The organism is Nostoc sp. UIC 10607 (assembly GCF_047228265.1).
GTDB lineage: Bacteria > Cyanobacteriota > Cyanobacteriia > Cyanobacteriales > Nostocaceae > Nostoc > Nostoc foliaceum_A.
On the sequence record NZ_JBIQNW010000020.1, the window covers coordinates 35,858 to 62,783 of the forward strand.

Below are 26,926 nucleotides of genomic sequence, written 5' to 3' on the forward strand. Positions count from 1 at the left end.
AATATACTTAAAAATTAAAGCAAAGCTGTATTATCCAACTCTAAGTTATATTATGACAACTACACCAAGCTTCAATTCCTGGGTTATCTCTCCCCAACCAAATCCTCAAGCCAACTTGCGTTTATTTTGCTTCCCCTATGCTGGTGGTAGCTCAATGATTTTTCGCACTTGGCCTAATAATCTACCTAGTAATGTTGAAGTCTGTGCTGTGGAATATCCAGGACGGGGAAGACAGATTCAGTCAGCACCCTTGACGCGATTAGAATCTCTTGTGGAAGCGATCGCTCCACTTCTATTACCATACTTAGACAAACCATTCGCCTTCTTCGGTCACAGTATGGGCGGATTAGTTAGCTTTGAGTTGACACATCTACTTCGTTCTAAGTATAGTCTTGCTCCCTTCCACCTCTTCATCTCTGCTCGTCGCGCCCCGCAAATCCCGCCCAAAAAACCACCCCTCCACGTCCTATCAGACTCTGATTTGCTTAACGAGCTACACAGTCTTAACGGTACACCCAAAGCAGTATTAGAAAACCCGGAACTAATGCAGATATTCCTCCCCATTTTGCGGGCAGATTTTGCCGTTCTGGAAACTTATATTTACACTCAAAAACAGCCACTGGAGTGTCCTATTACTGTTTTTGGTGGTTTGCAAGACCAAGAAGTTAGTCATGAGGATCTGCAAGCATGGCGAGAGCAGACAATCGCTGCTTTCTCATTACATGAGTTCGACGGTGACCACTTTTTTATTCATTCACACCAGGAATTATTATTTAAACTTATATCTCAAGAATTGCAGATGCGTAAGCGTAGCTGGTAGTAGTGATCACATACAAAGGAGTTAGGAGCCAGAATATAGAATTTTCCTGACTCTCTGAACTTCTTATATACAATATCTCTACTTTTTATTTTTGGGTAGCGATCGCTAATTTTGCCCCTTCAACTTGACGTACCCGATCCATCACGGCTACTACCCGACCATAATCAACTTTCTCATCAGCATTAATAATCACCAAAACTTCTGGGTTCGAACCAACTAAGGCACGTAGTTGCTCTGTCAAATCATCAACTGCAATTGGTTTACGGTTTATACTTACCTGTTCTTTTTCATCTACCGTAATCGTAATTTTAGTAGGAACTTGCTGTTGTTTTGCCGTAGTTGCCTTCGGTAAATTTACTGGTAAACCTTCTGAACGGGTTAAAAACAGAGTTGACATGATAAAAAATGTCAAAATTGCAAATATCACGTCAATCATCGGCACGATGTTAATCTGTAGTGGAAGTTCTGGCTCATCTTGTAGACGCATACGTTTTTTCTCCTCGTTCATAGCGACGGCGGTAAAGTAATTCTAGCTGTCCCCCATACTCCTGAATTAGTGCAATTTGCCGTTGGTAAAGTCCCCGGAAGGTATTGGCAAACAAGAGTATGAATATAGCAACTATCAATCCTGATGCTGTTGATACTAGGGCTTCACTAATCCCAGCCGTCACACTTGCCGTTTTACTACCTCCCACATCACCAAGATTTAGGGAAGCAAAGGAAGTTATCAATCCTAATACTGTGCCCAGAAGACCTAACAGTGGTGCCAGACTAATGATTGTCTCGAAAAGGTTTTGGAAACGTTTTAACACAGGTATCTCAGCCTGCGATTCGCTTTCTAACGCCAAACGAAATTCCTCCGGATTTGGCTCCTCTAATTCTAAAGCCGCCAGAAAAATCCGGGCGAGCGGCAAATCTGCGTTTTTCTGAAGTTTATCCATTGCACCGACAACATTATCGAGACGGTAGAGATTCAAAACATCTCGCACCACCCGGTTTTGACGCTTATTAATCCGTACCCAAAACCTGATCCGCTCGATAATCAGTGCCACACCCAATACCGAAAACGCCAACAGGGGCCACATGACCACACCGCCTGCTGCAAACAAATTCTGAATTCCCATGTAGTGCCTCTATAACGTCATCCACAATACAAAATCAGACTACCAGAATCTGGAGAAAAGCTGAAACTTTTTCTCAATAAAATATAAAATATAATGATAAATTTTTCAAATATAATGCTCATTATTTTTATTTACTTGTTCGTTTGTTTTACATAAATTAATTTAATTCAATTGCAACAAAAATTAATCTTGTTCAAAAACCATGATGTTGGTGGTTTGGAAAGATATTTTTGCTAGCGCAGGGTTCCGTAACATTATCCCAATTAATTTTAATTTTTTACTTGATATTTGTAACCTTGCATTCTAAGATAGCTAAATTAGTGAGAATAGGTAGCAATAGCTATGAGCTTTTCCGGCATTACTGTCGAGCAACGTTCCAAAGAAGTTGAGGCTCTCAAGTCTTTTCTGACTTACAGTCTAATAGGTTCACTGGCGCTGCATATCGGCGTACTGTCCTCAGGCATAAGTAATTATTTGACGAGAGTACCCACAGGAGAAGAAGAACCAATAGAGGTCGCGATCGTGGATTCTCCAACTGGGGAACCAGAAAAACCAATTGCAGAGATTCCAGAAGAAATAAAAAAAGAACCAGAAGTTGTCCAAAAACAGCCTATAGAAACTCCACCAATAGAAAAAGTTCAGCAGCAATTTGAACAGATTACAGCAGTCTCTCAGAAGCCACAGCCGACAAATACGCCGCCAAAAGCAATTGTTACCAAGCCAGAAGTTGCTGTGAAATCTGCACCCATTCCACAATCAACTCTATCTGGAGATTCCAAAGCAAGTTCGGCGGGTGGTGGTGGCGGTGGTGGCGGTTCTGGAATTGGTTTAGGTTCAGGTAGTGGTATTGCTGTAGGTACAAGTAGCGGTACTGGCACTGGCGGAGGAACTGGCACTGGCACTGGAGGTGGCATTGGCAGTGGAACTGGCACTGGTACTGGTAGTGGAATTGGTAGCGGTATTGGCAGTGGAATTGGTAGCGGCACTGGTAGTGGAATTGGCAGTGGCACCGGTAGTGGAATTGGCAGTGGCACAGGAAACCGTCCGACAGTAGCAACAGCACCTACACCTCCAAAAATTAACAGTTCAGGTAATGGTAATGGTCGTGCAGCCTGCCGCGAATGTAATGCCAAGTATCCAGAGGCAGCAAGACGGCGAGGAGTTGAAGGCAGAGTAGAAGTAGCTGTAGATACTGATGCACAAGGCAATGTTACCAATGTGCGGATTGCTCGCTCCAGTGGAAACCGCGACTTGGATGAAGAAACCATGAGACAAGCGCGTGACTGGAAATTAAAACCCGCAGAAGGTGGTAGACAAGGGGTATCTATAGCCACTGAATTTGCCATAAAAGGTTCACGGCGATATCGCCAAGCTCAAGAACGAAAAACACAAAGACAAGCACAAGAGAGAACCCAGCAGACAACGGCTGCCAACTCCACAGAAGAAGCTCCAAAACGTAGGCGCAGAGAGTTGACACCCTCATCTAATGAAGCTAGAGCCACAAGACCAGCAATATCTGGATTTAGTCGGCGACTGGAACCTCAAAGAGGAGAAAGTACTACTACAAACTCATCATCTGGAGCTAGGACAACTCGCACTCAAGGAACTGCAAGAGAATCTCTACGCCGTATTCGTAGTGAACGAGCGGGTAGTAATTCATCACAAAAGCCACAACCAACCGCAAATCGGCGGCGGCGAAGAGATAACGCTAGCCAGAACAAGTTGCGGGAATCTTTGCGCGGTTTACGCCAAAAACCTCAATCGCAACCTGCTGCTCCCAATCAAGAGTAGTAATCTGTCAAGTTAAGTTTGCTGGGTTTGTAGTGAGCGCTTTAGCGTTCAAGTTAAGGACTAAAGTTCTGACTACAAACTTCTAATAGAGCGGCAAAGCTTACTGGAATCATACTTTGATTAGCGATCGCACACCGCCTCCTATTTTTAGGAGGCGGTTGTTTTTTATACAGGAATAACTTTATTAAGCATTACCCCTCTACCATGAGGATGAGGGGTTAGGAGTGCAGTAATTTTATGATGGATAATTAGACACACTGGCAATAACTTGATTTGACAATCAGTGGAAGTGAATCATCCTGAACTTCCCCATTCCCCAATTTCTCTGATGAAGTCGATGAAAATCGCCTGCGCCTAAGAACTGGTAGTAGTGTTTGCTCATCACCAAATTATATGCTGAGAGAATAGTTAATAGCTAACTATCAAGTTGCTCATCTGCACTTTATGCTAGGCGTTAAATTCACTGATTTGAATAAAACTTCTACATAAACACACACTGATGCAGTTTGATTTGCTTGAATAGCTATATTGATAGGACATTGATACGACGGCAATTCACAATCCTGATTATGGCAAGTAAATTCATTGATGTTAGGGAATATACTGTCAGGGCGCACAAAAGACAGATTCATACTCGTGTTTTCCAGTTTGTCTGTAAAGAGTGTAACGATCTGACAAAGCGCGAGACGTTTGGCCCTCGACCTTTATATTGTGAGAGATGTCGGCCTCCCCAACCGCCTAAGAAATCCCAGCCAACATCTCACAAAGCAAAACCCAGAGCAATGTCTTACAAAAGTGACATCGATTTAAATTGATTGAAGCCTTATGAATCAAAATGGACAATTAGAGCCACCTCCGGGCACTTTTCTCTCACCACTGTTGGAATTACGAGACTATTATGCTCGTCTTACAGAAGAGTATGAACGCCTCTTTGTGCAGGCGCGATCGCAGCTCGATCATGTAGAAGCATTGTTGTCTAACTGGTCTTTTTCTGATACCAACAAGCAGATATCAAGACTGACGGCGGCTGATGAAACCTCAAATCTTACCCAAGAAGCCTCCCTGCGGTTTTTATCACCTCTTGATGACATCGACGAAATCAAATTGGTGGAGTCTGTACAGTCAAAACTCACAGACTCAAATCAGGTTGAGATAGATAATTCTTTTTCTGCTGCTGTTGATACAAAAGAGAGTCAACCTCTAACTACATCGCCAGATGCAAAGATCGCCCCAGAGAACAACGATAGTTCAACGAAGGTGGCGGAAATTCCCATGCTACCCCAGTATAATCACGCTCTCTCACGCATGGAAGCCATAAAACAGCTATTGCAAGAGCAGATAGGCACTGTCTGTCATATCGATTTTATCGTGCGATCGCTTTATGGAGAGTTAGATTCCAATCTATTCAAAGTAGTTAAAGGTAGGGTTCAATCTTCCCTCACTCAAGGCAGAGAAAGGAATTATTGGGTAACTATTCCTGATGAGCCAGGTTGTTATACTCTGGATTTAAGTTTGGTAGCCCCAAGTAACCGCAATGGTGCTTCTAGGAGCATCAAAAACAAAAATAAGAAGCCTTTTGTACCCCCGACAAAAACAGTACCGATGCTCAAAGCCTTTGAGGGTCAATTCTTAATTGATGCCCTCACCTCTCTGTTTGAAGAAAATCCAGGTAAAGTTTTCAGCGTTGCTGAAGTCATCGCTGGAATTTATGGAGAACTAGATTCTCAGCAACTTCGAGAGATCAAAAATAAGGTGCTAAATGAATTATCTAGAGGCTATCGGACAGGCAGATTCTCTAGGGTTCCTAACCAAATTGGCTTCTATACTTGGGACTCTAATCTGATATTGGGGGCTAGTTCTCGCTAAATTGGCATGGGGAAGAGGTAGAGGGGCAGGGGGGGCAGGGAGCAGAGGGGAAAGAGGTAATTATTCTCCCCTTTGCCCCCTGTCCCCTGCTTCTTCTCCACTCCCCTATCCCAAAAACAGCTTGTATGCCGGATTCTTGTTTTCATCCCAATAGCGATAGCCAAGGTTATCGAGAAAAGCTTGCCACTCTTCCATCTCGTGGGGGGGAACCTGGATACCAACAACGATTCGACCGTAGTCTGCGCCATTGTTGCGGTAGTGAAAAAGACTAATATTCCAGTCGGGACTCATGGAAGTAACAAACTTCATCAATGCACCGGGACGTTCGGGAAACTCAAAACGGTAGAGCAATTCATTGTGAGCCAGGGGAGAGTGCCCACCCACCATGTGGCGCAGATGTAATTTAGTTAGTTCGTCATCCGTTAAATCAAGAGTTTCAAATCCTTGAGCTTCAAAGTTTTCTACCATTTTGGCAGCATCAGCACGATTTTGAATTTGCACACCGACAAAAATATGGGCTGTTTTTTGATCAGCAATGCGATAATTAAACTCGGTAAGATTACGTTTGCCAATACATTCACAAAACTGGCGAATACTTCCCCGTTCCTCAGGAATTGTGACTGCAAAGATCGCTTCGCGGCGTTCGCCCAACTCTGCCCGTTCTGCCACAAAGCGCAGGCGATCAAAATTCATGTTTGCACCGCAGGCTACAGCAATTAAGGTTTGTCCCTCGATTTGTTCTCGTTCTGTATAGGCTTTGGCCGCTGCGATCGCTAATGCACCAGCTGGTTCTAGAATGGAGCGCGTATCCTCAAATACGTCTTTAATCGCAGCACAAGTATCGTCTGTATCCACCAAAATAATTTCATCTACATACTGCTGACATAAACGGAAGGTTTCTTCACCTACTTCTCGCACCGCTACGCCATCAGCAAATAACCCCACTTGAGATAAGCGCACCCGATGTCCCGCTTTTAGCGATTGAGACATAGCATCAGCATCTACTGGTTCAACGCCAATAATCTTGATTTCGGGACGCAAGCGTTTTACATATGCACCAATCCCAGAAATTAATCCGCCCCCTCCAATCGCTACAAAAATTGCATGGATGGGTTGCTGATATTGTCGTAAAATTTCCATCCCAATTGTTCCCTGTCCAGCAATGACATGGGGATCATCAAAGGGATGAATAAAGGTCAATCCTTTTTCTACTTCTAATTCACGGGCATAGCTATAAGCATCGTCGTAGGTGTTTCCATGTAACACGACTGCTCCGCCCCTCATTCTAACCGCGTCTACCTTGACTTGGGGTGTAGTTATTGGCATGACGATAATCGCTTTAGTTCCCAAGCGATTGGCTGCAAGGGCAACTCCCTGAGCATGGTTACCCGCAGACGCTGCAATTACACCCTGCGCTAATATATCTGGTGGCAGTTGCACCATCTTGTTATAAGCACCCCGCAGTTTAAAGGAAAATACTGACTGCATATCCTCACGTTTCAGCAGAAGTTGATTATTTAGCCGCGCAGACAAATTTGGGGCATACTCCAGTGGTGTTTCCTGGGCAACATCGTACACACGGGCAGTGAGAATTTGGATGAGGTAGTCGCAAAACATGGGCGTCAAAGTGTTAGCAAATGCCGGATGGAAATTAATTTTACGTTACAAGCGATCGCACTGGTTTTATTTAATTACACTCCCTCAAAATTTTGAGTGAATAAAATTTAAAAAATACTAATACTATTTGAAGAGAAAGAAGTTCAGTAACTGATTTTTTTTAGTGACCTCAAATTCAGTGCGATCGCTGATAGATTGATTTTAAAAGAGTTTCGCCAACTGTTCGAGTATTTAAATCAACAGATAGGTATAGTGTTGCTTATGAACATAACTTCTCAATTTATGTTAAGGTATTTATGGAAGATTAAATTCGGCTGTGCAGTTTGTTTTTATATATACTTGTATTACAGACCTCTCCGGATCTAAATCTCTACACCCCCTGATTCTGGAGACATTCTTATGTCAATTTACGTCGGTAACCTATCTTATGAGGTTAAAGAAGATGACCTCCGGCACGTCTTTGCAGAATATGGAACGGTAAAAAATGTTCAATTGCCTATCGACCGAGAAACAGGTCGGATGAGAGGCTTCGGCTTTGTAGAAATGGAATCAGACGCACAAGAAACAGCAGCGATTGAGGCCCTTGATACTGCTGAGTGGATGGGTAGGAGTTTAAAAGTCAATAAAGCCAAACCCAAAACAGACGGAGGTTCCTCTGGCGGTAGACGAGGTGGTGATGGTGGTTCCTCTCGCCGCTATTAAGGATTAAAACTAATAATTTAACTCTACAGTCTTGAGGGCAGACAAGGCGTCTGCCTTTTTTTGTGCTTTGGTTGACTGGAGCAATTACCACAACCCAACCACAAACTAAGTCAATTTAGTAGAAATTATAATATGGCGCAAATAATACTAGGCAAAAATGAAGGGATTGAATCGGACTTACGTTGATTTAAGCGAGAAGTATCCAACGCGGGGGTTTTTCCAGATATCAGAAAGCACCGACACTTTGAAACGCCTCTGCAAAAGCTCAAAAGCAAAGCAATTGCTAAGGATAAACAGCGTAAGAGAAGTTTCCACAATTGATAATCTCTATCTCTTATGAAGCCATGCGCTCATTTTTGTAACAGGTGTAGTAACCATGAACCCAGAAGCTAAACATATTGTTAGCGAACTAAGGCGTGAGTTCTACTCTAACTTTGCTGCTGCGATGGATATGCCAGTGCTCATAACTGGTACATCTTATAGTAGTAATTCACCGATCGCATCTTGGATGGATCATAGGCAGAGGCTGAATTATGTAAATGTATATGCTTATACAGCACCTGATGAATTTGTCCCATTCCGCCCATTTATTCTTCGACTGGCTATTAATAAGAGTGCTGGTAGAGTCACGACGTTTAGAAAAGGACAAGTCTGCCGAGGTCTTAATTTGGTGTGGGACTTTGAATTAACTGTACTACCAAAAGAAATCTTAGACTTTCTTCCCTGGATAGTTAATTTAGTTGAAGCTCATGATAAAGGTTCGCCCTTGTTGCTAAAATCACCACCTCATTCATTTGAATTAGAAGTACCAGAGGTTGGGTTATTTAATAATGCATGGACTCAGAAAGCTTGGCTCCTTGCAAATTCGACAATATCCTAATGGTTGGCGCTAATCGCTCTTTTAGCAACCGACTAAAAATATATGTGCTTGGGCTAAGTTTACCCAATAATAAAGTAGGCTCGCTACTTTGGAGAACCTCCCAAACCTTTGTAAATTTTTAAAACAAAATAGGTAACGTTGCACTATTGCTAAAAGGTTCTCCTCATTTGCTTAGTAATCATGCTACTCGCGCGTTAATGCCTACTATATGCCTGATAATTAATAAGGCAATTTACAGAGAGCAAAGATGCAGACTCTCCAAAAACTCTCCCTCCCAAGCATGGGCTGTGGGACTTGGGCCTGGGGCAACCAACTGCTTTGGGGATATAACGAAAGTATGGATGACCAGTTGCAAGCGGTGTTTAACCTTTGTGTAAGCAACGGTGTGACTTTATTTGATACAGGTGATTCTTACGGAACAGGGAGATTGAATGGACGAAGTGAGCTACTCTTGGGACGATTCAGCCGAGAATATGTAGGTTCAGGCAAAGACAATATTTGTATTGCTACTAAGCTTGCTGCTTACCCGTGGAGATGGACACGTCATTCAATGGTAAAGGCTTGCAAATCATCTGCCCAACGCCTGGGAAGAAACGTAGATTTGGTACAGATGCACTGGTCGACAGCAAACTATGCTCCTTGGCAAGAGGGAGGGCTGTTAGATGGTCTTGCCGATCTTTATGAGCAAGGACTAGTTAAGGGAGTAGGACTATCTAATTTTGGGCCTCAGCGGCTTAAGCAAGTGCAGAAAAAGTTTGCTGAACGAGGCGTTCCTATTACTACTCTGCAAGTTCAATACTCTCTGTTGTCTACATATCCTGTCACCCAACTAAAGCTCAAAGACCTTTGTGATGAGTTGGGAATTAAATTGATTGCCTACAGTCCTCTGGCTTTGGGTCTACTGACAGGAAAATACTCTGAGCAAGGCCCTTTGCCCAAAGGCATCCGAGGTCTGCTGTTTAGGCAGATATTGCCAGGAATGCGTAGAAGCGGAGCGGCTTCTGCTGGCAGATCACTTTTGGCAACTTTGCAAGAGGTGGCACAGTCCAGAAACAAAACTATGTCACAGGTAGCAATTAATTGGTGCATCTGTAAAGGAACCATTCCTATCCCTGGAGCAAAGAGCGTGGAACAAGCAAGGGAGAATATTGGTGCATTGGGTTGGCAATTAAATGCCAGTGAGATTGCAGAGTTGGATAAGGCGGCGGCGAATGTAGACAAAAAAATGGTACAGAATATCTTTCAAACTAAGTAAAATTTAAAGGTTACTGAATTTGAATATGAATCATTGCAAAAACCTGGTTTAAATCTGAGAAGGAAAATACTTGGATTTTACACGCATTCAGACATAAATCTCTTAATTATGTCTGATTAACTAATAATATAACTTACTCTTTTTCGATTGCAATAAAGTGCTATTTTAGCGAGTGTATTGTCAAAAATAGCTTTTATAGCGGTTCTTGCATGGGTAAGGTACAGAAAAAAGAATTAACCACAGATGAACATAGATACGCGTAAGGGCACGGCAATGCCTTGCCCTTACGCGTGTACATCATTTAAATGAGAATCGCTATATATCAAATATATTCGTAATTAAAATTTCGTAAAAACTATTTTTAGATAATATTTTAAAAAGACTTAAATCAAGGAGTTATGTCCTAATATTTGTTCTGAGGAGCTTGATTTTTAAAGTTTTCTAAGAAAGAATGAATATTGAGTCTAACATCTTGTAGACACTCTTGGTGACAACTTAACCTTATCCAATGTCCATAGTCCGCGAAAGCGGACTTTTTTTATGCAGCTTCAAGTTTTAACCGATTGTTAAGTAGATATGCATACATAAAAAACGCTTTGTAGTAAGCACTTTAGTTGAGAAAATCTTTAGTGAAGCCTACAGCTGGCGGGTACGCTTAACCTAATTATAATCGCCTCTAGGTGTGCTTATTTTCTAGCAAAAGCCAAGTCACTTTCAATTAATTTGGCACCTGTTAGGTTAGCCCCACTCAAATTGCAGAAGTGAAAATTTGCCCCTCTGAGGTCTGCTAGTGATAAATTAACTCCTGTTAAATCTGCATCAGTGAGGTTAACTTCACTTAAGTTAGCGCTACTTAGGTTAGCCCCACTTAGGTTAACTAGTTGCAGGTTTGCGTTGGTTAGGTTAGCCCTCATTAGGTATGCTTTACTCAGGTCAGTTCCACTTAAATTAGCTTCACTTAGGTCTGCTGCCGTTAAATCAGCTTTACTTAGATTGGCTTGGCTTAGGTCTGCCCAACTCAACTTTGCATAACTTAGGTTAATTTCACTCAGTTTTGCTGATGCAAGTATTGCACACCTCAAATTAGCATTAATAAAATTTCTTTCTCCCATTGCATAACGGCGTAAAACTTCATCAGTTGTTACTCTGTTTAGAACAGCTTTTGATGCGCCTTGATAACACCATGCAGCTTCTAATAGTTTGGTAGCAGTGTTAACAGCTATCTCATCACATTTAGCGATTATTACCCCATTGCAGCCATCCCACTGACCGTTAAGCATAAGGGCAATCTCACTAGCAGCAGCAATTGAGTCAAATAGTAGAATAGATTCTTCATGCCGTTCTAACCAGCTATTCCAAACAATCGAGATAATATTTTTCATTTCTATTAAGTGTTGGCGCGTTAAGTGACGATTACGGCTCTAACTTCAAGATATTATTAAACTCTGCTTACCTATCTCTGCCTTGAATTATTTATTCAAGGTTATTTCCACCAGCTACCAGCCCAAAAGATTGGGCTTCCTTTTTCAAGACTACCTCTTGCGCCAGTTAATGACAGAGCGCTGTACAAAGACCTACAACACTGATGCAGTCAATTTACAGCACCCAGTCACAAAGAAGTTACAATCGGCTTAAGTACAAAGTCTGCAAGAACTAAATCCTAAGCGGCTGAGTCTGAGCGTTCTATTTGCTGCCGAATGGTCTCAATAGAAGCATTAATGCCAGCTAGTTTAGACTCTAAATCATCTCGCATCCAAATCAAGAATTTTAATTTCCGCTCTAAGCTAGCTTTGTGCGAAATGGGTTCGCTTCCATAACAGGCATTACCCCAAAAAGGAAACATAGTTTACCTCTGTATTTAGCTTTTGTAACAGTGCAATATATTGCACCACTACACTACATTATGACTAATCACAATCAGGCTGGTGTGTGTAACAACCGATCTAAATTGTACGTGCTTAACGAACTTTGTTAAAAGTTATCTATCGAACTAGCAAAGTTTTCTATACTGCCATCAATTCTTTCTATTCGCCCTTAAAGAAAAATTGCAGTGATGGTGGCACTTCAGCTAAAGACAAAAAGATTCTGCCAATTTGGCATTACAAGTCTCTGTTTTGCGGTTTAAATGAGATATCAAGAGAACGGGACAGCCCAAAGGTTACATGAGGAATGGTTTACCCTATGCCTCAGTACCTTCACAAATCGCCAGTTGTTGACCCAACGCTGTAGAATATCTTCTCAGGCAACTTACAGCGCTCGGTCATCGCTTCGCTACAACTGGCTAGTAATTTACTAGAAAACACATAGCAATTAACGGTTCTCGTTTATGTGAGGTACACCCGTAGGGGCACGGCAGTGCCCGTGCCCCTACACCTGGCGATATAATGTTGTACCGCATCTGAGTGGGAACCGCTATAAATCTATCTAGTAGTTAGATTTGGCAGATATCACTGCTGGCATATTTCCTCTCTTCTCTACGAGACGCTACGCGAACGCTTAAATGAAGAGGATGAAGTCCGATGATCTTTTTACATACTGAGCTTATGAAATTATACTCAATCTTATAAGGAAGAAAAGCTTAAGTGAACTGTATTGGATTTAAGAGGGTTAAAGCAGAATAGGATGATGGGGTAATTACTGATTTGCCTTTATAAGCTTAGTAAACTCTTGCAAAGTTTTCTGATACTTTTCTTCAGCCACCCCAAATAAATCATTATGATTTGCTTCTTCAACCCACAAAGAAAGTTTTGGCGATATTGCAGCATTGAACAGCTTTTCTCCATGAGCAAAAGGAATAATCTCATCTGCTTTTCCATGAATCACTAAGATTGGGCATTTTACTTTTTTGATATTCTCCAGATTGGGAAATTTATCAAAAGGTAAAATTCGAAATATTACTATTACTTGAAAAGCGGAAATAAACGAACTTTCAATAATTAAACCAGCTACTGGTTTCTGCATTGCTAAGTTTACCGCAGAACCACCGCCAACCGAACGCCCTAAAACTATAATTTTTTCAGGTAATATTTTTAAATTTTGGGTCAAATAATTGTAAGCGCTATTGATATCTTCATATGCGTGACTTTCTGTTGCCTTTCCTTGACTCGTACCATAACCACGATAATCATAAGCAAAGACACTAAAACCCCAGGCGTGTAATTTTTCTAATATCTGTTTGATATCTCCTAAATCTTCGGAATTACCATGAGAATAAAGGATAGTATAATTAGCTTTATTGTTCAATAAGTATGTAGCTGAGATATTTGTATTTGCCCCACTTTTTAACTTAATAATTCCAGGATTATCCTGATAGCTAGAAGGTTGAGACAGAAAAATCATGCTATCTGCCCGAAGATATACATATCCGCTAAAAAATATATAAATAAATATTAAAGATTGAAGCAATCTTTGCCAACTAAAATCACCAATTAGCAATTTTATAAGTTGCTATTTTTCCATTATATTTTATTTTTAGGGTAAAGCTTTATTAATAATGAAGATATCAGTCGTCAGAATTTAGTTACTTATTCTATACGACTAAAGGACTATTTTGATTTTCGTGCCGATTTGGGCGGTGTTCGGTGTGCGCCAAAATACTTCTCACTGCGATAGCGTAGCCATACCCGCAACACTTGGGGAATCTGCTCTTTTTGTTCCTTGCTCAGTGTATTATAAAGGGCTAATGCGCGATCGCGCTCACCCCTACAAGCAGCGTTGTTGTGAGCATCCCAATAACTGCGGGCTACCCGAATCCGGCGACAGACTTCCTTTATCAGCGCTTCTGTTGTAAGTGGAGCTTCCTGCTTTGCCATATTCAGATGCAATAAATTTCTAATGCCATCGTAGTATTCTCTGATAAAAGTTGCGATGTTCTTATAGTCTCTTTAAGACACAAAGATTAGAGTAATATAGCAGCGGTGGTATCATTGCATCAAAATGATACCGTAATTTTGTCTAGATTATAGAATGCTATCGCCCTGGCAACGGTAGATTATTTCTTAAAGGAGTTTGCTGCAATGTCCACAACACCAACGACTCGACTAATTTTGGAGACTTTGCTCCCCCATCTCAAAGTAGCAGCAGCCTATGCCCATTTTCTTCAACCAAAAATTGCTGCACTTCCCCCCAAAGAACAAGGAAAAAACTTTTTTACTGCCGCGCTTACTGATGCGGATTTGGCTATTCAAAATCTGATAGAAGTTGTACTACTGGCCACTTTTCCAGAGATTCGCTTTTTTGGGGAAGAGTATGAAAGTTCTAACAATACTAAGTATTTTCGCGCTACCGAACTCGGTTTAGATGGTGATTATTTAGTCACACTCGACCCAATTGATGGCACGAAGTTTTACATTGATGGACATTCTAATTACCAAATTATCCTCAGTATTCTAAATTCGGATGACTTTGAAGCAGTAGTAGCTATTTCCCCTGCCCAAAATGTTTATTTTTACGCTGTTCGAGGCGAAGGTGCTTTTAAAGGGACGCTGGAGATGAGCTTAGAAGCCTGTGCCCCGTTACAGATAACATCCCCCAAACCTTCTATTTTGTTGGGATGGGGAATGAATTCTGTTGCACATTTACTAAAAGATCGATATAAAGTAATCGATATAGCCACTGATTACTCTAGTGATATTCAAATTCCCAATCTCAATGGTATTCTTAGTGGCGACTTGAGTGGAGCAGTGACCAAATCGGGCAAATTTATTGATAGTGCTGCACTTGCTTTTATTGCGAAAGAGGCTGGCTGGATTGTAACTACTCTGGATGGTTCGACTTTACCGCCACTGCATACTTGTCAAAACTATAGCCTGCCTGGATTGATAGTAGCTGCCTCACAATCTGTTCATCAAGACCTACTGAAAGCGATGCAAAGCGTAGCTGTTTGAGGGTAAATAACTAGTTAATTATTTGCTAACTATCCCTAAACAAAATGAAAATCTGTATTGTTGGCGCGGGTGCGATTGGTGGATATTTAGGGGCAAAACTGGCACTGGCTGGTGAAAAAGTGACACTGATTGCTCGTGGTTCTCATTTGGAAGCAATTCAAAAAAATGGGCTGAAGTTGCTCATGGCAGATGGTTCTAGCCAAATTGCTACTCCATCTCTGGCAACTAATGATATCCAGTCAGCGGGGGTACAAGATGTAGTAATTTTAACTGTCAAAGCTCACAGTGTGCCTGCGATCGCACCTTCTCTCCCTGCACTCTACAATCCTCACACGATGGTGGTAACAGCCCAAAATGGCGTTCCTTGGTGGTACTTTCGCAAGTATGGCGGTGAGTATGAAGGGACACGGATTCAATCTGTTGACCCAGATGGGATTATTGAAGCTAATATCGGTGCTGATCGTGCCATCGGTTGTGTTGTTTACCCGGCAACTGAAATCATTGAACCAGGTGTGATTAAGCATATTGAAGGCGATCGCTTTACTCTCGGTGAAATCGATGGTGCTAAAACAGAACGTATCCAATTATTGGCACAGGCTTTAAAACAGGCAGGATTTAAAGCACCAATTCGCAATCAAATTCGCACGGAAATTTGGATCAAATTGTGGGGTAATGTAGCGTTTAATCCCATCAGTGCCCTGACTGGTGCGACTCTAGAGGATATTTGCCGCTATCCCCTTACCCGTGAACTAGCGCGGCAAATGATGACAGAAACTCAAGCGATCGCCCAAAAGTTAGGTACTAAGTTTGGCATTACTTTGGAACAGCGAATTAATGGGGCAGAAAATGTTGGTGCCCATAAAACCTCGATGCTACAAGATATTGAAACCGGACGCTCCACGGAGATAGATGCTATTGTTGGCGCGGTGGCAGAATTGGGAAAACTTACTCAAATTCCCACGCCTTATATTGATGCTATTTATGCCAGCGTTAAGTTGCTGGAGGCGACCAAAGTAAGAGTTTGACGAACCACAGAGGCGCAGAGAACACAGAGTGAGGAGGAATAGAGAGGATTTTTGCGTCAGTTGTGGGATATTTTTTTATTTGGAATTCTCTTAAGGTGCGGAATGTAAATTATAGAATTATCAAGTTCATGAAGAAAAAGAAAGCATGGCTATTAACAATACTGGTTGTAGCTGTAGTAGGAATTAGTATCATTACAGGACATAGTAATTCTCTCAAAGCTGTCTCATCTTTAGGGAAAGACACGCTGACGATGATTACTTCCCCAGATTATCCTCCTTATGAGTTTTATGATACTAAAGGAGGCGATCGCCAAATCGTTGGCTTTGATATAGATATTGCTAAGACCCTTGCTGAAAAACTAGGGTTTAAACTTCAGATAATGGAATCTGATTTTAATGGATTAATTCCTGCACTCCAAGCAAATCGCGCTGATTTTGTAATGGCTGGGATGACTCCGACTCCAGAACGTCAGAAAAATATTGATTTTTCAATTATTTATTACGAAGCTAGAGATACAATTGTCGCTTCTAAGGGTAGCAACCTGAAGCAGCCCCAAGACTTATCAGGGAAGAAGGTTGGTGTACAACTAGGAACCATACAAGAACAAAATGCTCAGAAAATTGCTGAAAAAGTTGCGGGTATTCAGCTAAAGCAACTCAACAGAGTGCCGGAAGTAGTTCAAGAAATCAAATCTGGGCGAATTGATGCAGCAATTGTTGAGGATACCGTCGCTAAGGGATTTGCCCAAGCTAACCCAGATTTAGAATTTAATATTATTCCTTCAGAGGAGGCAAGTGGATCAGCGATCGCTTTTCCCAAAGGTTCTGCCTTAGTAGAACCGTTTAACAAAGTCCTTCAAGAAATGAAGGACAATGGCACGTTGGCTAAACTAGTAACCAAGTGGTTTTCACAAAACACTACCGCCAATCCTGCATCTTCAACTCCTGCCAAAGGCGGATTGAATCTTGATTTCACTAGAATTCTTCCTGATATTCCCTTTATTCTTCGGGGAATCCCTTTAACTTTGTTGTTTACGCTATTGTCTGTCTCCTTGGGGTTAATCTGGGGAACAATCCTGTCTCTATTAAAAATTATCGGCATCAAGCCGCTTACCTGGGTTGCTAACGCCTACACCTCTGTTTTTCGAGGCACACCTTTGCTATTACAGTTGGCGTTGGTTTACTACGCAACACCCCAGCTTACAGGCTATGACATTTCGGCATTGCAAGCTGGGGTGCTAACTTTTACCCTGAATTCTGGCGCTTATATGTCGGAAACCATCAGGGGTGGAATTCAGGCGGTGGATAAAGGGCAAAGTGAAGCGGCGATGTCTATGGGTGTTCCCTATTGGTTGATGATGTGGGATGTGATTTTACCCCAAGCATTGAAGAATATTCTCCCCGCATTGGTAAATGAAACTATTGGACTGCTCAAAGATTCGGCGCTGGTGTCAACCATTGGGGTAGTGGAAATATTACGCAGCGCCCAAATCGTTGGTGCAAATAAGTATATTTATTTTGAACCACTGCTATTTGCAGGGTTAATTTACTATGTTTTAGTAATGGGTATGACTTTGGGTGCATCTGCTTTAGAAAGGAGGTTACGGGAAAGTGAGTAATGTAATCATTCGCACGGAATTCTTATGTAAATCCTTTGGCAAACTCGACGTACTCAAAGATATTTCCACTGAGTTTTATCAGGGAGAAGTGGTTGCCATCTTAGGCCCTTCTGGTTCAGGGAAATCTACCTTTCTGCGATGCATAAACTTGCTAGAACAACCCACTAGAGGAAGAATCTACTTTCACGAGCAAGAAATTACCAAGCCTAAAGCAAACATCGCTAAAGTACGGCAGCATTTGGTGATGGTATTTCAACATTTTAATTTGTTTCCCCACATGAATGTGCTGCAAAATGTCACCTACGCACCCATAAAGGTGAAAGGAATAAACAAGCAAAAAGCAGAAGAACATGGCTTAGAATTGCTTGCTAAGGTAGGTTTAGAGCCAAAAGCTAATGTCTATCCTTCTAAACTATCTGGGGGACAGAAACAGCGAGTAGCGATCGCTCGGGCATTAGCAATGGAACCAGAGATGATTTTGTTTGATGAACCCACCTCTGCCCTAGATCCAGAAATGGTTAAGGATGTGCTGGAAGTGATGAAAGCTTTAGCGCTATCTGGAATCACAATGGCGATCGTTACCCATGAAATGGGCTTTGCCAGAGAAGTTGCCAATCGAATTATGTTCCTCGACCAGGGAAGTTTAGCAGAAGATACTACTCCTGGCGAGTTTTTCCAAAATCCTAAGTGCGATCGCGCCAAGCAGTTCTTGGAAAAAATGCTTTAGAACAATTGAAATTCGCCGCTTTTTTTGTATTCTTGAAACTTTTCAAAAACAGGGCGATCATTTGGCATTAACGTAGGTAAGTCAGCCAAATCAAAAAATTCCAGCGCCAGCGATTCTCCATCTAGGCAAGCGAGACTGCCTTCCCATTCAACAGCTCGCAAAATTAAAATGAAGGTTTGGACGCGATCGCCATTGGGATAGGTTACAGTTTCAAAGGCTGGATTGGAAGAAAAGCCCACAGGTGCAAACCGCTTAACCGTTAAACCAGTTTCTTCAAAAACCTCTCGTGCTGAACATTCTTCGGCAGATTCACCGACTTCTGGACAGCCACCAGGTAGCCCCCAAAGTTTGAAATCACTTCGCTTTTGCAACAAAACGCGCCCCAAGTTATCCTCAATAATCACACGTGCGCCAAATAATAGAAGTAGGCGATCGCCTACAACTTGTCGTAACTTGCCGAGATAAGAGTCTGACCAACTTGCCATAATCTGAGAGAAAGTTTGTAAAGAAACTCTAAAGGTAGCAAATAGCGATCGCCTGAAAACAGGATAATGCAGCTGAACTGGCCAATCCTTCAGATTCAACCTAGAACTATGGCATCTATTGAGCAGTTAGGCGATGGCTTAACAAAGATATTGCTGAAGCTCAACTATAGCGGTTCTCGTTTACGTGAGGTACACCCGTAGGGGCACGGCACTGCCCATTGGTGTCAACTTAAGCTTAAACCCTTTTCAAATCTCGTTTCCAGCCTCTGGCTGGAAATGCACTTCAATTGCGGCTCTGCCGCAAGTCTAGAGGCGGAGCCTCAACTACGGGCATTCCCAGTCGGAGACTGGGAACGAGACATATCTAAAAGCTTGTTCTAAGATGGCTTTCACGTTAAGTTGACACAAATGGGCACTGCCGTGCCCCTACACCTGGCGATATAAATAATGTTGTACCGCATCTGAGTGGGAACCGCTATAAAGTCTTCAGGTGTTCAGTAAATAACGAACACCTAATATTTATCTCTGTGAAAATGCCGAAGAGTCTGGTGAAAAACTTTGGTGTGGAAAGCGTAGGCGTATCCCGTTGGAGACATCGCTACTTGTCAACTCATCGGGAATTTTGCTGAGACAAATCCATCAAATTTGCCAGCTTGTAAACTACCCGCGCCCCGACATTACCATCCCACTCAGCATCACCGACTTCGCAGATATCAAAGCCAATAATTTTTCTCCCACTATTAACCAACTCCCGGAACAGACAAAAAGTTTGCTCTAATTCCAATCCACCTGGAACAGGAGTACCTGTACTCGGACAGAGTTTTGGATCTAGACCATCGACATCAAAGCTAATGTAAACATACTCAGGTAGATGACTGATAATTTCTCGGCATAAATCAAGCCAAGTTGTTCCAGAGTAAAGCTTTTGTTTAATGGCAGTGTCGTAATAAGCAATAATGCGACTATCAGATTCGTCAATCATTTGCACTTCATCATGACTAATATCACGCAAACCCACCTGTACTAGCTTGGAAATCTGCGGTATTTTCATCGCATTAAACATAATCGACGCATGGGAAAACTTAAATCCCTCATAGGCATCGCGTAAATCTGCATGGGCATCAATGTGCAAAATGCCATAGTTGGCGTAGTTAGCCGCTAATGCTTGGAAATAACCTAAAGGCGAACTGTGATCTCCACCAATGACTGCAACTCGTTTACCATTATTAATTGCTTCTTGACAATTTTCAAACAGCCATTGATTAACCTGTTGGCCAGCCTGATTAATTTCTGTCAAGACAGGAGTTAAATCTGGTGTATCTGAGAGTTGTTTACCTTGGGCTAATCGCTCGATAATTTTTGCTGCCAAGGTGCGATAGTATGTGTTCTTCTCTAAAATATCTTGGGGAATTTCCACCATGAAAATTCCCTGCTTCCAACCATCAGGGTTATCAAAATCGAACAAATCCAGTTGAGTCGAAGCATCGAGAATTCGCTGTGGGCCATTAGCAGTGCCTGCGCCATAAGAAACAGTGACTTCCCACGGCACACCAAAGACAATCAAGTTTGCAGACTCGTAATCGCAGGGCAAACCTAAGAGGTTGCCATTTATTTCACCTACGCCGCTAGGATTGTAGTCTTGTAATTGATTACTCATCGATTATCTTCTCGATTTACGTGGATAGACAGCACGCCGCCTAGTGGACATCTGCATTGTAATAAAAATTTTTCACAGGCGGTAAACTAGGTTTGAATTCTGAGGTGGAATGGTAAGGGTTTGAGGTGGAGCCACATTTTTATACTGCTTACGAGCTAAATTGGTAAATAGCTTGATTTATCTTTCTCTAGCACTCTGATGCAACCCTTGATACCCGCTAAATTAGTAATTAGCTCGATGTTACTGCTGCAAGTGCCTTGGTGGAAAGCTTGCCCATGACCAACGAAGAACTGCTGCAAATAATTGAAAAAGCTGCTAGAGACAAAGCAACAACATTAGATATTTCTGGAAAAGACTTAACAACGCTGCCAGCAGAGATTGGTCAACTCTCCAACCTCAGCCACCTTGACCTCAGCTACACTCAACTGACAACGCTGCCAGCAGAGATTGCTCAACTCTCCAACCTCAGCCACCTTGACCTCAGCTACAATCAACTGACGACACTGCCAGCAGAGATTGGTCAACTCTCCAACCTCAAACAGCTTGACCTCAGCTACAATCAACTGACGACGCTGCCAGCAGAGATTGGTCAACTTTCCAACCTCAGCCATCTTGACCTTACCTACAATCAACTGACGACACTGCCAGCAGAGATTGCTCAACTCTCCAACCTCAACGTCCTTGACTTTGGTTCCAATCAACTGACGACGCTGCCAGCAGAGATTGCTCAACTCTCCAACCTCAACTTACTTGACCTCACTTACAATCGACTGCCGACGCTGCCAGCAGAGATTGGTCAACTCTCCAACCTCAGTCAGCTTGATCTCAGATCGAATCAGCTGACGACACTGCCAGCAGAGATTGGTCAACTCTCAAACCTCAGCCAGCTTGATCTCAGATCGAATCGACTGACGACACTGCCAGCAGAGATTGGTCAACTCTCCAACCTCAACGTCCTTGACTTTGGTTCCAATCAACTGACGACGCTGCCAGCAGAAATTGGTCAACTCTCCAACCTCAGCCTGCTTGATCTCAGATCGAATCAACTGACGACACTGCCAGCAGAGATTGGTCAACTCTCCAACCTCAGTCAGCTTGATCTCAGATCGAATCAACTGAAGACGCTGCCAACAGTGATTGGTCAACTCTCCAACCTCAGTCTGCTTGACCTTACCTACAATCAACTGGCGACGTTACCAGCAGTGATTGATCAACTTACCAACCTCAGCGTCCTCGAATTTATCGGCAATCCCTTAGAATCAGTTCCATCAGAAATCATAACGGGAGGATTCAGAGCAATTGTGAACTTCTACAGGCAACAGCTAGAACAAGAAAGCGATCGCCTCTACGAAGCCAAGTTACTGATTGTGGGAGAAGGTGGTGCAGGTAAAACTACCCTAGCCAAAAAAATTCAAGACCAAAAATATACATTACGGCAAGATGAAATTTCCACCGAAGGGATTGATGTTATTCAATGGAAGTTCTTGCTCGACAATGACAGAGAATTTCGGGTCAATATTTGGGACTTTGGTGGTCAAGAAATTTACCATGCGACCCACCAATTTTTCCTCACGAAACGCTCTCTTTACGCCTTAGTTGCTGATACCCGCACAGAAGACACAGATTTTTACTATTGGCTAAATGTGGTTGAATTGTTGAGCGGGAATAGTCCTTTGCTAATTATAAAAAATGAAAAGCAGGAGCGCAAACGAGAAATAAACGAGCGAGAGTTCCGGCGCGAATTCACTAATTTTAAAGAAACACTGACTACAAACCTTGCCACTAATCGCGGTCTGCTAGAAATCCTAAAAAAAATTAAGCATTATATTAGCAACCTACCGCATGTAGGAACAGAACTTCCCAAAACCTGGGTCAAGGTGCGGGAAGCCTTAGAACACGACTCCCGCGAATATATTAGCTTGGAAGAATATTTGAGCATCTGTCAGAAACATGGTTTTACTAGACAAGAGGACAAACTCCAACTCAGTGACTATCTGCATGATTTAGGTGTATGCCTTCACTTTCAAGACGATGACTTTTTAAGAAAAACCGTGATTCTCAAGCCCACTTGGGGTACAGATGCCGTTTACAAAGTCTTAGATAATCCACAAGTCATTGAAAAACTGGGTCATTTTGATCGCAATGATTTAAAAAACATTTGGCATGAAGACAAATATGCCGATATGCAACCAGAGCTATTGCGGCTAATGATGAAATTTAAACTGTGTTACGAAATTCCTAGTCGTCCTGGCACTTATATTGCACCTCAATTACTCTCTGTCAACCAACCTGATTTCTATTGGGATGAATCGAACAACCTAATCCTGCGCTATAAATATGACTTCATGCCGAAAGGTATTCTCACCCGCTTTATCGTTGAAATGCATTCTTTGATTGAACAACAAACCCTCGTTTGGAAAACAGGTGTTGTTCTCAGCAAAGATAAAACCCGTGCCGAAGTGATTGAATATTACCATCAACGAGAAATTAAAGTCCGTGTAGCAGGAAACCGCAAGAAAGAACTGTTAGCAGTTATCACCCATGAACTGGAAAAAATCCATAAGTCTTACGAACGTCTGCAATATCAAACACTTGTTCCCTGCAACTGTGAAAGCTGTAAGGGTATTCAAATGCCTCATTCTTATCCTTTAAATGTGTTGTACAAATCCCTGAACTCGCAAAATTATCAAATCCAGTGCCAGGACAGTTTTTGTATGGTAAATGTCCTAAGACTGATTGACGATGTTTTAATAACACCACCAAATGTACAAATCCCCATGTCTAAAACTGTAACCAGAAATCAAGTTTTCATCAGCTATAGTCATCAAGATCAGGAGTGGCTTACTAAACTCCAGAAACACCTCAAACCAATGATTCGCAACCAAAATCTGGTTGTGTGGGACGATACCAAAATTCAAGCTGGTGCTAAGTGGCGTGAAGCAATTGAAAATGCTTTGGTAGCAGCAAAAGTGGCAGTATTGTTAGTCAGCCCCGACTTTTTAGCATCAGATTTTATTGCTGATAATGAGTTACCCCCATTATTAGATGCAGCTGAAGCCGAAGGACTTACGATTATTTGGATACCGTTGAGTTTTAGCAGCTATGACGAAACAGAAATTGAAAAGTATCAGTCAGCGCACCCTCCCAATCAACCTTTAGACAGCCTGAACCCAGCACAAGAGAATAAAGCTTTGGTGGATATTTGTAAGAAGATCAAATTAGCAGCAGTCCCTCAGTAGAAAATAGCTACGGTGTACGCACAAGTCGAAAAATCTTCTACCCACATTTTTATCAGAGTCCACTCGTAGGGGCACTGCCCATACGTGTCAACTTAAGGTGAAACCCATCCTAGAAGCAGCTTTTAGATATTGTCTCGTTGTCTTGTTCCCAGTCTCCGACTGGGAATGCCGTCCTAGAGGCTCCGCCTCCTTTGCTGGCGGCAGAGCCGCTTTTGAGTTGCATTTCCAGCCCAGAGGCTGGAAACGAGATTTGAAAAGGCTTTTAGCTTAAGTTGACACGTATGGGGCACTGCCGTGCCCCTACGGGTGTACCTCACGTAAACGAGAACCGCTATATCGCTTCTACTAGTGAAACTCTTAGCTATCGATGAAAACTTCATCTAACTCGAAGATAACCTCACTAATTTTCGAGTGTGTATCTGCCAAGACGGGAACTTTAACTTCTGCTTCAGCTTGTAAGTCGAAGTCATACCACTCGTTACGCCATTGCAGGCGAAACTTCAAACGCGTCCAGTTAGGTGGTAGGTTGGCACAGGCAACGGGGCCAAACTGAGTCATCCGAATCCCGCCAAATCCGAAAACTACTGCTTGCCAAACTCCTCCTGCACTGGCGGCGTGAATTCCTTCGGCGGCGTTGAGTCTCACATCCTCTAAGTCTACCAAGGCCGATCGCAGAAAGTGTGTATAAGCTTCGGTTGGTTGATTGAGGTCGCAAGCTAAAATAGCGTGAATGGCTGGGCCTAGTGAAGAACCATAGCTGTGGTCGGTGCGCTGGTTGTAATAGTCCCAGTTGGTGGCGAGGGTGTTATAGTCGTAGCGATCGCGCAATAAATACAAAAGCATCAATACATCTGGCTGCTTGAGAATCTGCTTTTGGCTTGTAGCTTCAATTCCTAACAAACCTTGCAATGATTTGCTGCGCGGTTCGTAATCAGCAAGGTTAACGTCTTCTAACTGGAAAAAGCCTTCAAATTGCTCAATTAAACCCGTTTGGGCATCTTCATTGACAAATAGACGCTCTTGGATTTCCGCCCATCGGTGCAGACGCTCTGTGGTTAAATTGAGTTGTTGTACCAGTTCTGCTGAGGTTTCAGGGTAAGCTTGTTTGAGCCAGTCCCACAGCGCCAAAGCTGACTGCAAATGCCACCGTACCATCAAATTGGTGAAGGCATTATTATCGACGCGATCGTGATTTTCATCAGGGCCAATCACATCTAGGATGTCATAACTGTGCCGTTCTTGGTTCCACTGCACCCGACTTTCCCAGAAAACAGCCGTATCAAGAAGAATTTCTGCGCCATAATCGCGCATCCAGTCATCATCGTTAGTAGTTTGCCAGTAGTGTAAAACGGCATAGGCGACATCTGCGGTGATATGCACTTCAATGTCACCGCACCAGATGCGGATTAATTCACCGTTGGGAGCTGGTACCCAACGAGGAGTTACTTCATCGCCAGTAGTAGCACTTTCCCAAGCAAACATGGCTCCTTGATAACCTGCTTCTTGAGCTTTGCGTCTAGCTCCTGCTAAGGTGTGGTAGCGGTAGGTGAGCAAGTTCCGCGCTAGGGCTGGTTGAGTTAAGGTGAGGAAGGGGAGGATGAATATTTCCGTATCCCAAAAGATGTGTCCGCTATAGGCAAAACCAGAGAGGGTTTTGGGAGGGATACTCACCCGACTATCGTGGCGCGGTGTTACAGCTAATAATTGGAAGAGATTGTAACGGACGCTCAATTGAGCCAAGCGATCGCCTTCTATAATAATGTCACTGTCTTGCCACACTTGATCCCATGCAGCAATGTGAGCTGCCAATAGGGTAGTATATCTGGGTTCATCAGCGAGTCTTTGTAAGGCAGCAGCAATGGGGATTTCTGTTTCCCGTGAAGTAAACAGGGTAACAATCTTTTCGACAGTCACCGTTTTTCCTGGGTATAACTCCAAGGTAGTTGTCAAAGTGGGAGAACTAGAAGCATTTTCGATGCATACGGGTGTAGTTTCGTCACCATCTACCACTAACTTAGCAGCCATACCAAGTTGAATACCTGAGTGGATAGTTTGACTATTGAGCCAGATAATCTGATCTATGCCACCTTGGTTTAAGGTTTGCCAATGTTTAACACCTTGGGTATCTGGTTCACTGTCAAATTCTGCTTCGACAGTAATTTCACCCTCAAAGTCTACGGATGTAATTTGAGTGCGAATCGCCAAAACATGTTGATCTGCTAAACTGGTGAAACGCTGGAAGTGAAAATCTAGGGTATGACCATGAGGACTACGCCACCTCACATCACGGCTAACTAAACCCAAACGCAGATCAAGCCGACGTTCGTAGTTGAGAATCTCGCCACTTTCCATGCTAAAGCGAACGCCTGCTACTTTCACCACCAATGGCAGCCAGTTGGGACAATTTACCAGTGCAGTATGAGTAATTGCCACATCATCATAAACACCGTGGATGAGTGTGGCTGGGAAATCCTGGGAATACCCTTCCTCAAAAGTACCCCGCACTCCTAACAACCCATTACCAAGAGTGAAGACGGTTTCTTTATGATGTAACTGCGTCGGGTCAAACTCCGTTTCAATAACGTTCCAGTCAGTATTGTCAATTAATTGCTGATTGTGCTGAGAATTTTGAGTGGAGACGTTGAGCATGAGTAATAAAACCTATGTCTAGGGGCTGGCTGTGGGCAGGATGCAGTACAATTAGGAGAAATCTTTAAGTGATTAACTCTTTTTCTCTAGCGCCTAGACTTGAATTTAGCCTAAACACAAAAAGAAGACATTCCTATTAACACTAACGTTTCATTTTTCATCTGTCTACAGTTAGATTTATTGAAGAATGCCAGTTAGAACTCATAAATCTCAATTAACTAGGAATTGATTCAGCTTTTCATCAATTTCTTTTATATTTATCAGCTTTACAATACAATCCATCGCGCTGATAAACAGGCAATGTTCGCTTAAATTATTTTGTTTGTTATTTTTAATTAAAATTCCCGAAAAGTGAATTAGTCATTAGTCATCAGTCAATGGTCATTGGTACTAATGACTGATGACTAATCACTGTCCGTTCGCTCATTTTGAGAAGAGGAGAGGAATTAATGCCATAAGGGGAAAGGAATAGAGCAAAATTAGCAACCCAATGGTACTAATAACGCCATTTCCCGATAGTCTGGAGGACATCTTCGGGAGATGGGTGCAAAAGATGAGCAATGAAAAAGCACAAATAAGTTTGG

24 protein-coding genes and 1 pseudogene are annotated in these 26,926 nt (G+C 42.5%); 15 read left to right on the forward strand and 10 right to left on the reverse strand.

Annotated elements, in window-relative coordinates; translation table 11 throughout:
• Nucleotides 1–52: 52 nt before the first annotated feature.
• Complete coding sequence (locus tag ACEYW6_RS18215; RefSeq protein WP_412980834.1) at nucleotides 53–820, forward strand: thioesterase II family protein; 768 nt, start codon at nucleotides 53–55, stop codon at nucleotides 818–820.
• A gap of 85 nt (nucleotides 821–905) precedes the next feature.
• Here the strand turns inward: ACEYW6_RS18215 and ACEYW6_RS18220 are convergent, their stop codons facing one another.
• Together ACEYW6_RS18220 and ACEYW6_RS18225 are read right to left on the reverse strand one after the other, a co-directional pair.
• A complete protein-coding gene (locus ACEYW6_RS18220; RefSeq protein WP_196512689.1) occupies nucleotides 906–1,307 on the reverse strand; it encodes an ExbD/TolR family protein in 402 nt (133 codons plus the stop codon).
• Nucleotides 1,291–1,944: a MotA/TolQ/ExbB proton channel family protein gene (locus tag ACEYW6_RS18225; RefSeq protein ID WP_412980835.1), complete on the reverse strand. Its 654-nt coding sequence runs from the start codon at nucleotides 1,942–1,944 to the stop codon at nucleotides 1,291–1,293. The genes ACEYW6_RS18220 and ACEYW6_RS18225 overlap by 17 nt, the downstream gene beginning before the upstream one ends.
• A gap of 342 nt (nucleotides 1,945–2,286) precedes the next feature.
• On the opposite strand from ACEYW6_RS18225, the gene ACEYW6_RS18230 reads away from it, so the two are divergent.
• From ACEYW6_RS18230 to ACEYW6_RS18240, 3 genes are all read left to right on the forward strand, one after another.
• Nucleotides 2,287–3,735, forward strand: a complete 1,449-nt coding sequence (locus tag ACEYW6_RS18230) for an energy transducer TonB (protein ID WP_412980836.1) — start codon at nucleotides 2,287–2,289, stop codon at nucleotides 3,733–3,735.
• A gap of 569 nt (nucleotides 3,736–4,304) precedes the next feature.
• Nucleotides 4,305–4,550, forward strand: a complete 246-nt coding sequence (locus ACEYW6_RS18235) for a hypothetical protein (protein WP_094327534.1) — start codon at nucleotides 4,305–4,307, stop codon at nucleotides 4,548–4,550.
• 10 nt (nucleotides 4,551–4,560) lie between these two features.
• Entirely contained in the window at nucleotides 4,561–5,601 is a 1,041-nt protein-coding gene (locus ACEYW6_RS18240; protein WP_190899634.1) for a hypothetical protein, read from the forward strand.
• Between the two features lie 105 nt (nucleotides 5,602–5,706).
• On the opposite strand, the gene ilvA is transcribed toward ACEYW6_RS18240, so the two are convergent.
• On the reverse strand, nucleotides 5,707–7,218 hold the full coding sequence (gene ilvA / locus ACEYW6_RS18245) for a threonine ammonia-lyase, biosynthetic (RefSeq protein ID WP_412980837.1): 1,512 nt from the start codon (nucleotides 7,216–7,218) through the stop codon (nucleotides 5,707–5,709).
• Nucleotides 7,219–7,617: 399 nt separating this feature from the next.
• Between ilvA and ACEYW6_RS18250 the strand changes: the two genes are divergently transcribed.
• The 4 genes and pseudogenes from ACEYW6_RS18250 (at nucleotide 7,618) to ACEYW6_RS18265 (ending at nucleotide 10,055) form a co-directional block, all read left to right on the forward strand.
• The gene (locus ACEYW6_RS18250; RefSeq protein ID WP_190899630.1) at nucleotides 7,618–7,920 is read left to right on the forward strand and encodes an RNA recognition motif domain-containing protein; all 303 of its coding nucleotides are present in this window, start codon (nucleotides 7,618–7,620) and stop codon (nucleotides 7,918–7,920) included.
• Nucleotides 7,921–8,052: 132 nt separating this feature from the next.
• A pseudogene (gene rpsU / locus ACEYW6_RS18255) lies at nucleotides 8,053–8,241 on the forward strand (30S ribosomal protein S21).
• A gap of 55 nt (nucleotides 8,242–8,296) precedes the next feature.
• Entirely contained in the window at nucleotides 8,297–8,800 is a 504-nt protein-coding gene (locus ACEYW6_RS18260; RefSeq protein WP_412980838.1) for a hypothetical protein, read from the forward strand.
• Between the two features lie 247 nt (nucleotides 8,801–9,047).
• Nucleotides 9,048–10,055, forward strand: coding sequence for an aldo/keto reductase (locus tag ACEYW6_RS18265; protein WP_412980839.1), 1,008 nt, complete (start codon nucleotides 9,048–9,050; stop codon nucleotides 10,053–10,055).
• Nucleotides 10,056–10,741: 686 nt separating this feature from the next.
• On the opposite strand, the gene ACEYW6_RS18270 is transcribed toward ACEYW6_RS18265, so the two are convergent.
• Complete coding sequence (locus ACEYW6_RS18270) at nucleotides 10,742–11,437, reverse strand: pentapeptide repeat-containing protein (RefSeq protein WP_412980840.1); 696 nt, start codon at nucleotides 11,435–11,437, stop codon at nucleotides 10,742–10,744.
• A gap of 278 nt (nucleotides 11,438–11,715) precedes the next feature.
• Complete coding sequence (locus ACEYW6_RS18275; RefSeq protein WP_190899622.1) at nucleotides 11,716–11,898, reverse strand: hypothetical protein; 183 nt, start codon at nucleotides 11,896–11,898, stop codon at nucleotides 11,716–11,718.
• 282 nt (nucleotides 11,899–12,180) lie between these two features.
• Here ACEYW6_RS18275 and ACEYW6_RS18280 point away from each other — a divergent pair, with 282 nt between their 5' ends.
• Complete coding sequence (locus ACEYW6_RS18280) at nucleotides 12,181–12,351, forward strand: hypothetical protein (protein ID WP_412980841.1); 171 nt, start codon at nucleotides 12,181–12,183, stop codon at nucleotides 12,349–12,351.
• 338 nt (nucleotides 12,352–12,689) lie between these two features.
• Here the strand turns inward: ACEYW6_RS18280 and ACEYW6_RS18285 are convergent, their stop codons facing one another.
• Nucleotides 12,690–13,394 (reverse strand): alpha/beta hydrolase, encoded by a 705-nt coding sequence (locus tag ACEYW6_RS18285; protein ID WP_412980842.1) that lies wholly within the window; start codon nucleotides 13,392–13,394, stop codon nucleotides 12,690–12,692.
• Between the two features lie 206 nt (nucleotides 13,395–13,600).
• The gene (locus tag ACEYW6_RS18290; RefSeq protein WP_412980843.1) at nucleotides 13,601–13,867 is read right to left on the reverse strand and encodes a Precorrin-3B methylase; all 267 of its coding nucleotides are present in this window, start codon (nucleotides 13,865–13,867) and stop codon (nucleotides 13,601–13,603) included.
• A 204-nt stretch (nucleotides 13,868–14,071) separates the two neighbouring features.
• Between ACEYW6_RS18290 and ACEYW6_RS18295 the strand changes: the two genes are divergently transcribed.
• The 4 genes from ACEYW6_RS18295 to ACEYW6_RS18310 all read left to right on the forward strand — a co-directional run bounded on the left by ACEYW6_RS18295 (nucleotide 14,072) and on the right by ACEYW6_RS18310 (nucleotide 18,312).
• Complete coding sequence (locus ACEYW6_RS18295; protein WP_412980844.1) at nucleotides 14,072–14,941, forward strand: inositol monophosphatase family protein; 870 nt, start codon at nucleotides 14,072–14,074, stop codon at nucleotides 14,939–14,941.
• A gap of 44 nt (nucleotides 14,942–14,985) precedes the next feature.
• Nucleotides 14,986–15,966, forward strand: a complete 981-nt coding sequence (locus ACEYW6_RS18300) for a 2-dehydropantoate 2-reductase (protein WP_412980845.1) — start codon at nucleotides 14,986–14,988, stop codon at nucleotides 15,964–15,966.
• Between the two features lie 128 nt (nucleotides 15,967–16,094).
• Complete coding sequence (locus tag ACEYW6_RS18305) at nucleotides 16,095–17,585, forward strand: ABC transporter permease subunit (RefSeq protein ID WP_412980846.1); 1,491 nt, start codon at nucleotides 16,095–16,097, stop codon at nucleotides 17,583–17,585.
• Entirely contained in the window at nucleotides 17,578–18,312 is a 735-nt protein-coding gene (locus tag ACEYW6_RS18310; protein WP_412980847.1) for an amino acid ABC transporter ATP-binding protein, read from the forward strand. Before ACEYW6_RS18305 ends, ACEYW6_RS18310 begins: the two co-directional genes overlap by 8 nt.
• Here ACEYW6_RS18310 and ACEYW6_RS18315 read toward each other — a convergent pair.
• On the reverse strand, nucleotides 18,309–18,797 hold the full coding sequence (locus ACEYW6_RS18315; RefSeq protein WP_412980848.1) for an NUDIX hydrolase: 489 nt from the start codon (nucleotides 18,795–18,797) through the stop codon (nucleotides 18,309–18,311). The two genes, ACEYW6_RS18310 and ACEYW6_RS18315, sit on opposite strands and share 4 nt — an antisense overlap.
• 66 nt (nucleotides 18,798–18,863) lie before the next feature.
• On the opposite strand from ACEYW6_RS18315, the gene ACEYW6_RS18320 reads away from it, so the two are divergent.
• Complete coding sequence (locus ACEYW6_RS18320) at nucleotides 18,864–18,998, forward strand: hypothetical protein (RefSeq protein ID WP_412980849.1); 135 nt, start codon at nucleotides 18,864–18,866, stop codon at nucleotides 18,996–18,998.
• A gap of 409 nt (nucleotides 18,999–19,407) precedes the next feature.
• Here the strand turns inward: ACEYW6_RS18320 and speB are convergent, their stop codons facing one another.
• The gene (gene speB / locus ACEYW6_RS18325; RefSeq protein ID WP_412980850.1) at nucleotides 19,408–20,454 is read right to left on the reverse strand and encodes an agmatinase SpeB; all 1,047 of its coding nucleotides are present in this window, start codon (nucleotides 20,452–20,454) and stop codon (nucleotides 19,408–19,410) included.
• A gap of 275 nt (nucleotides 20,455–20,729) precedes the next feature.
• On the opposite strand from speB, the gene ACEYW6_RS18330 reads away from it, so the two are divergent.
• Nucleotides 20,730–23,693 (forward strand): COR domain-containing protein, encoded by a 2,964-nt coding sequence (locus ACEYW6_RS18330; RefSeq protein ID WP_412980851.1) that lies wholly within the window; start codon nucleotides 20,730–20,732, stop codon nucleotides 23,691–23,693.
• A gap of 357 nt (nucleotides 23,694–24,050) precedes the next feature.
• On the opposite strand, the gene ACEYW6_RS18335 is transcribed toward ACEYW6_RS18330, so the two are convergent.
• Complete coding sequence (locus ACEYW6_RS18335) at nucleotides 24,051–26,342, reverse strand: glycoside hydrolase family 65 protein (protein WP_412980852.1); 2,292 nt, start codon at nucleotides 26,340–26,342, stop codon at nucleotides 24,051–24,053.
• Nucleotides 26,343–26,926: the final 584 nt, after the last annotated feature.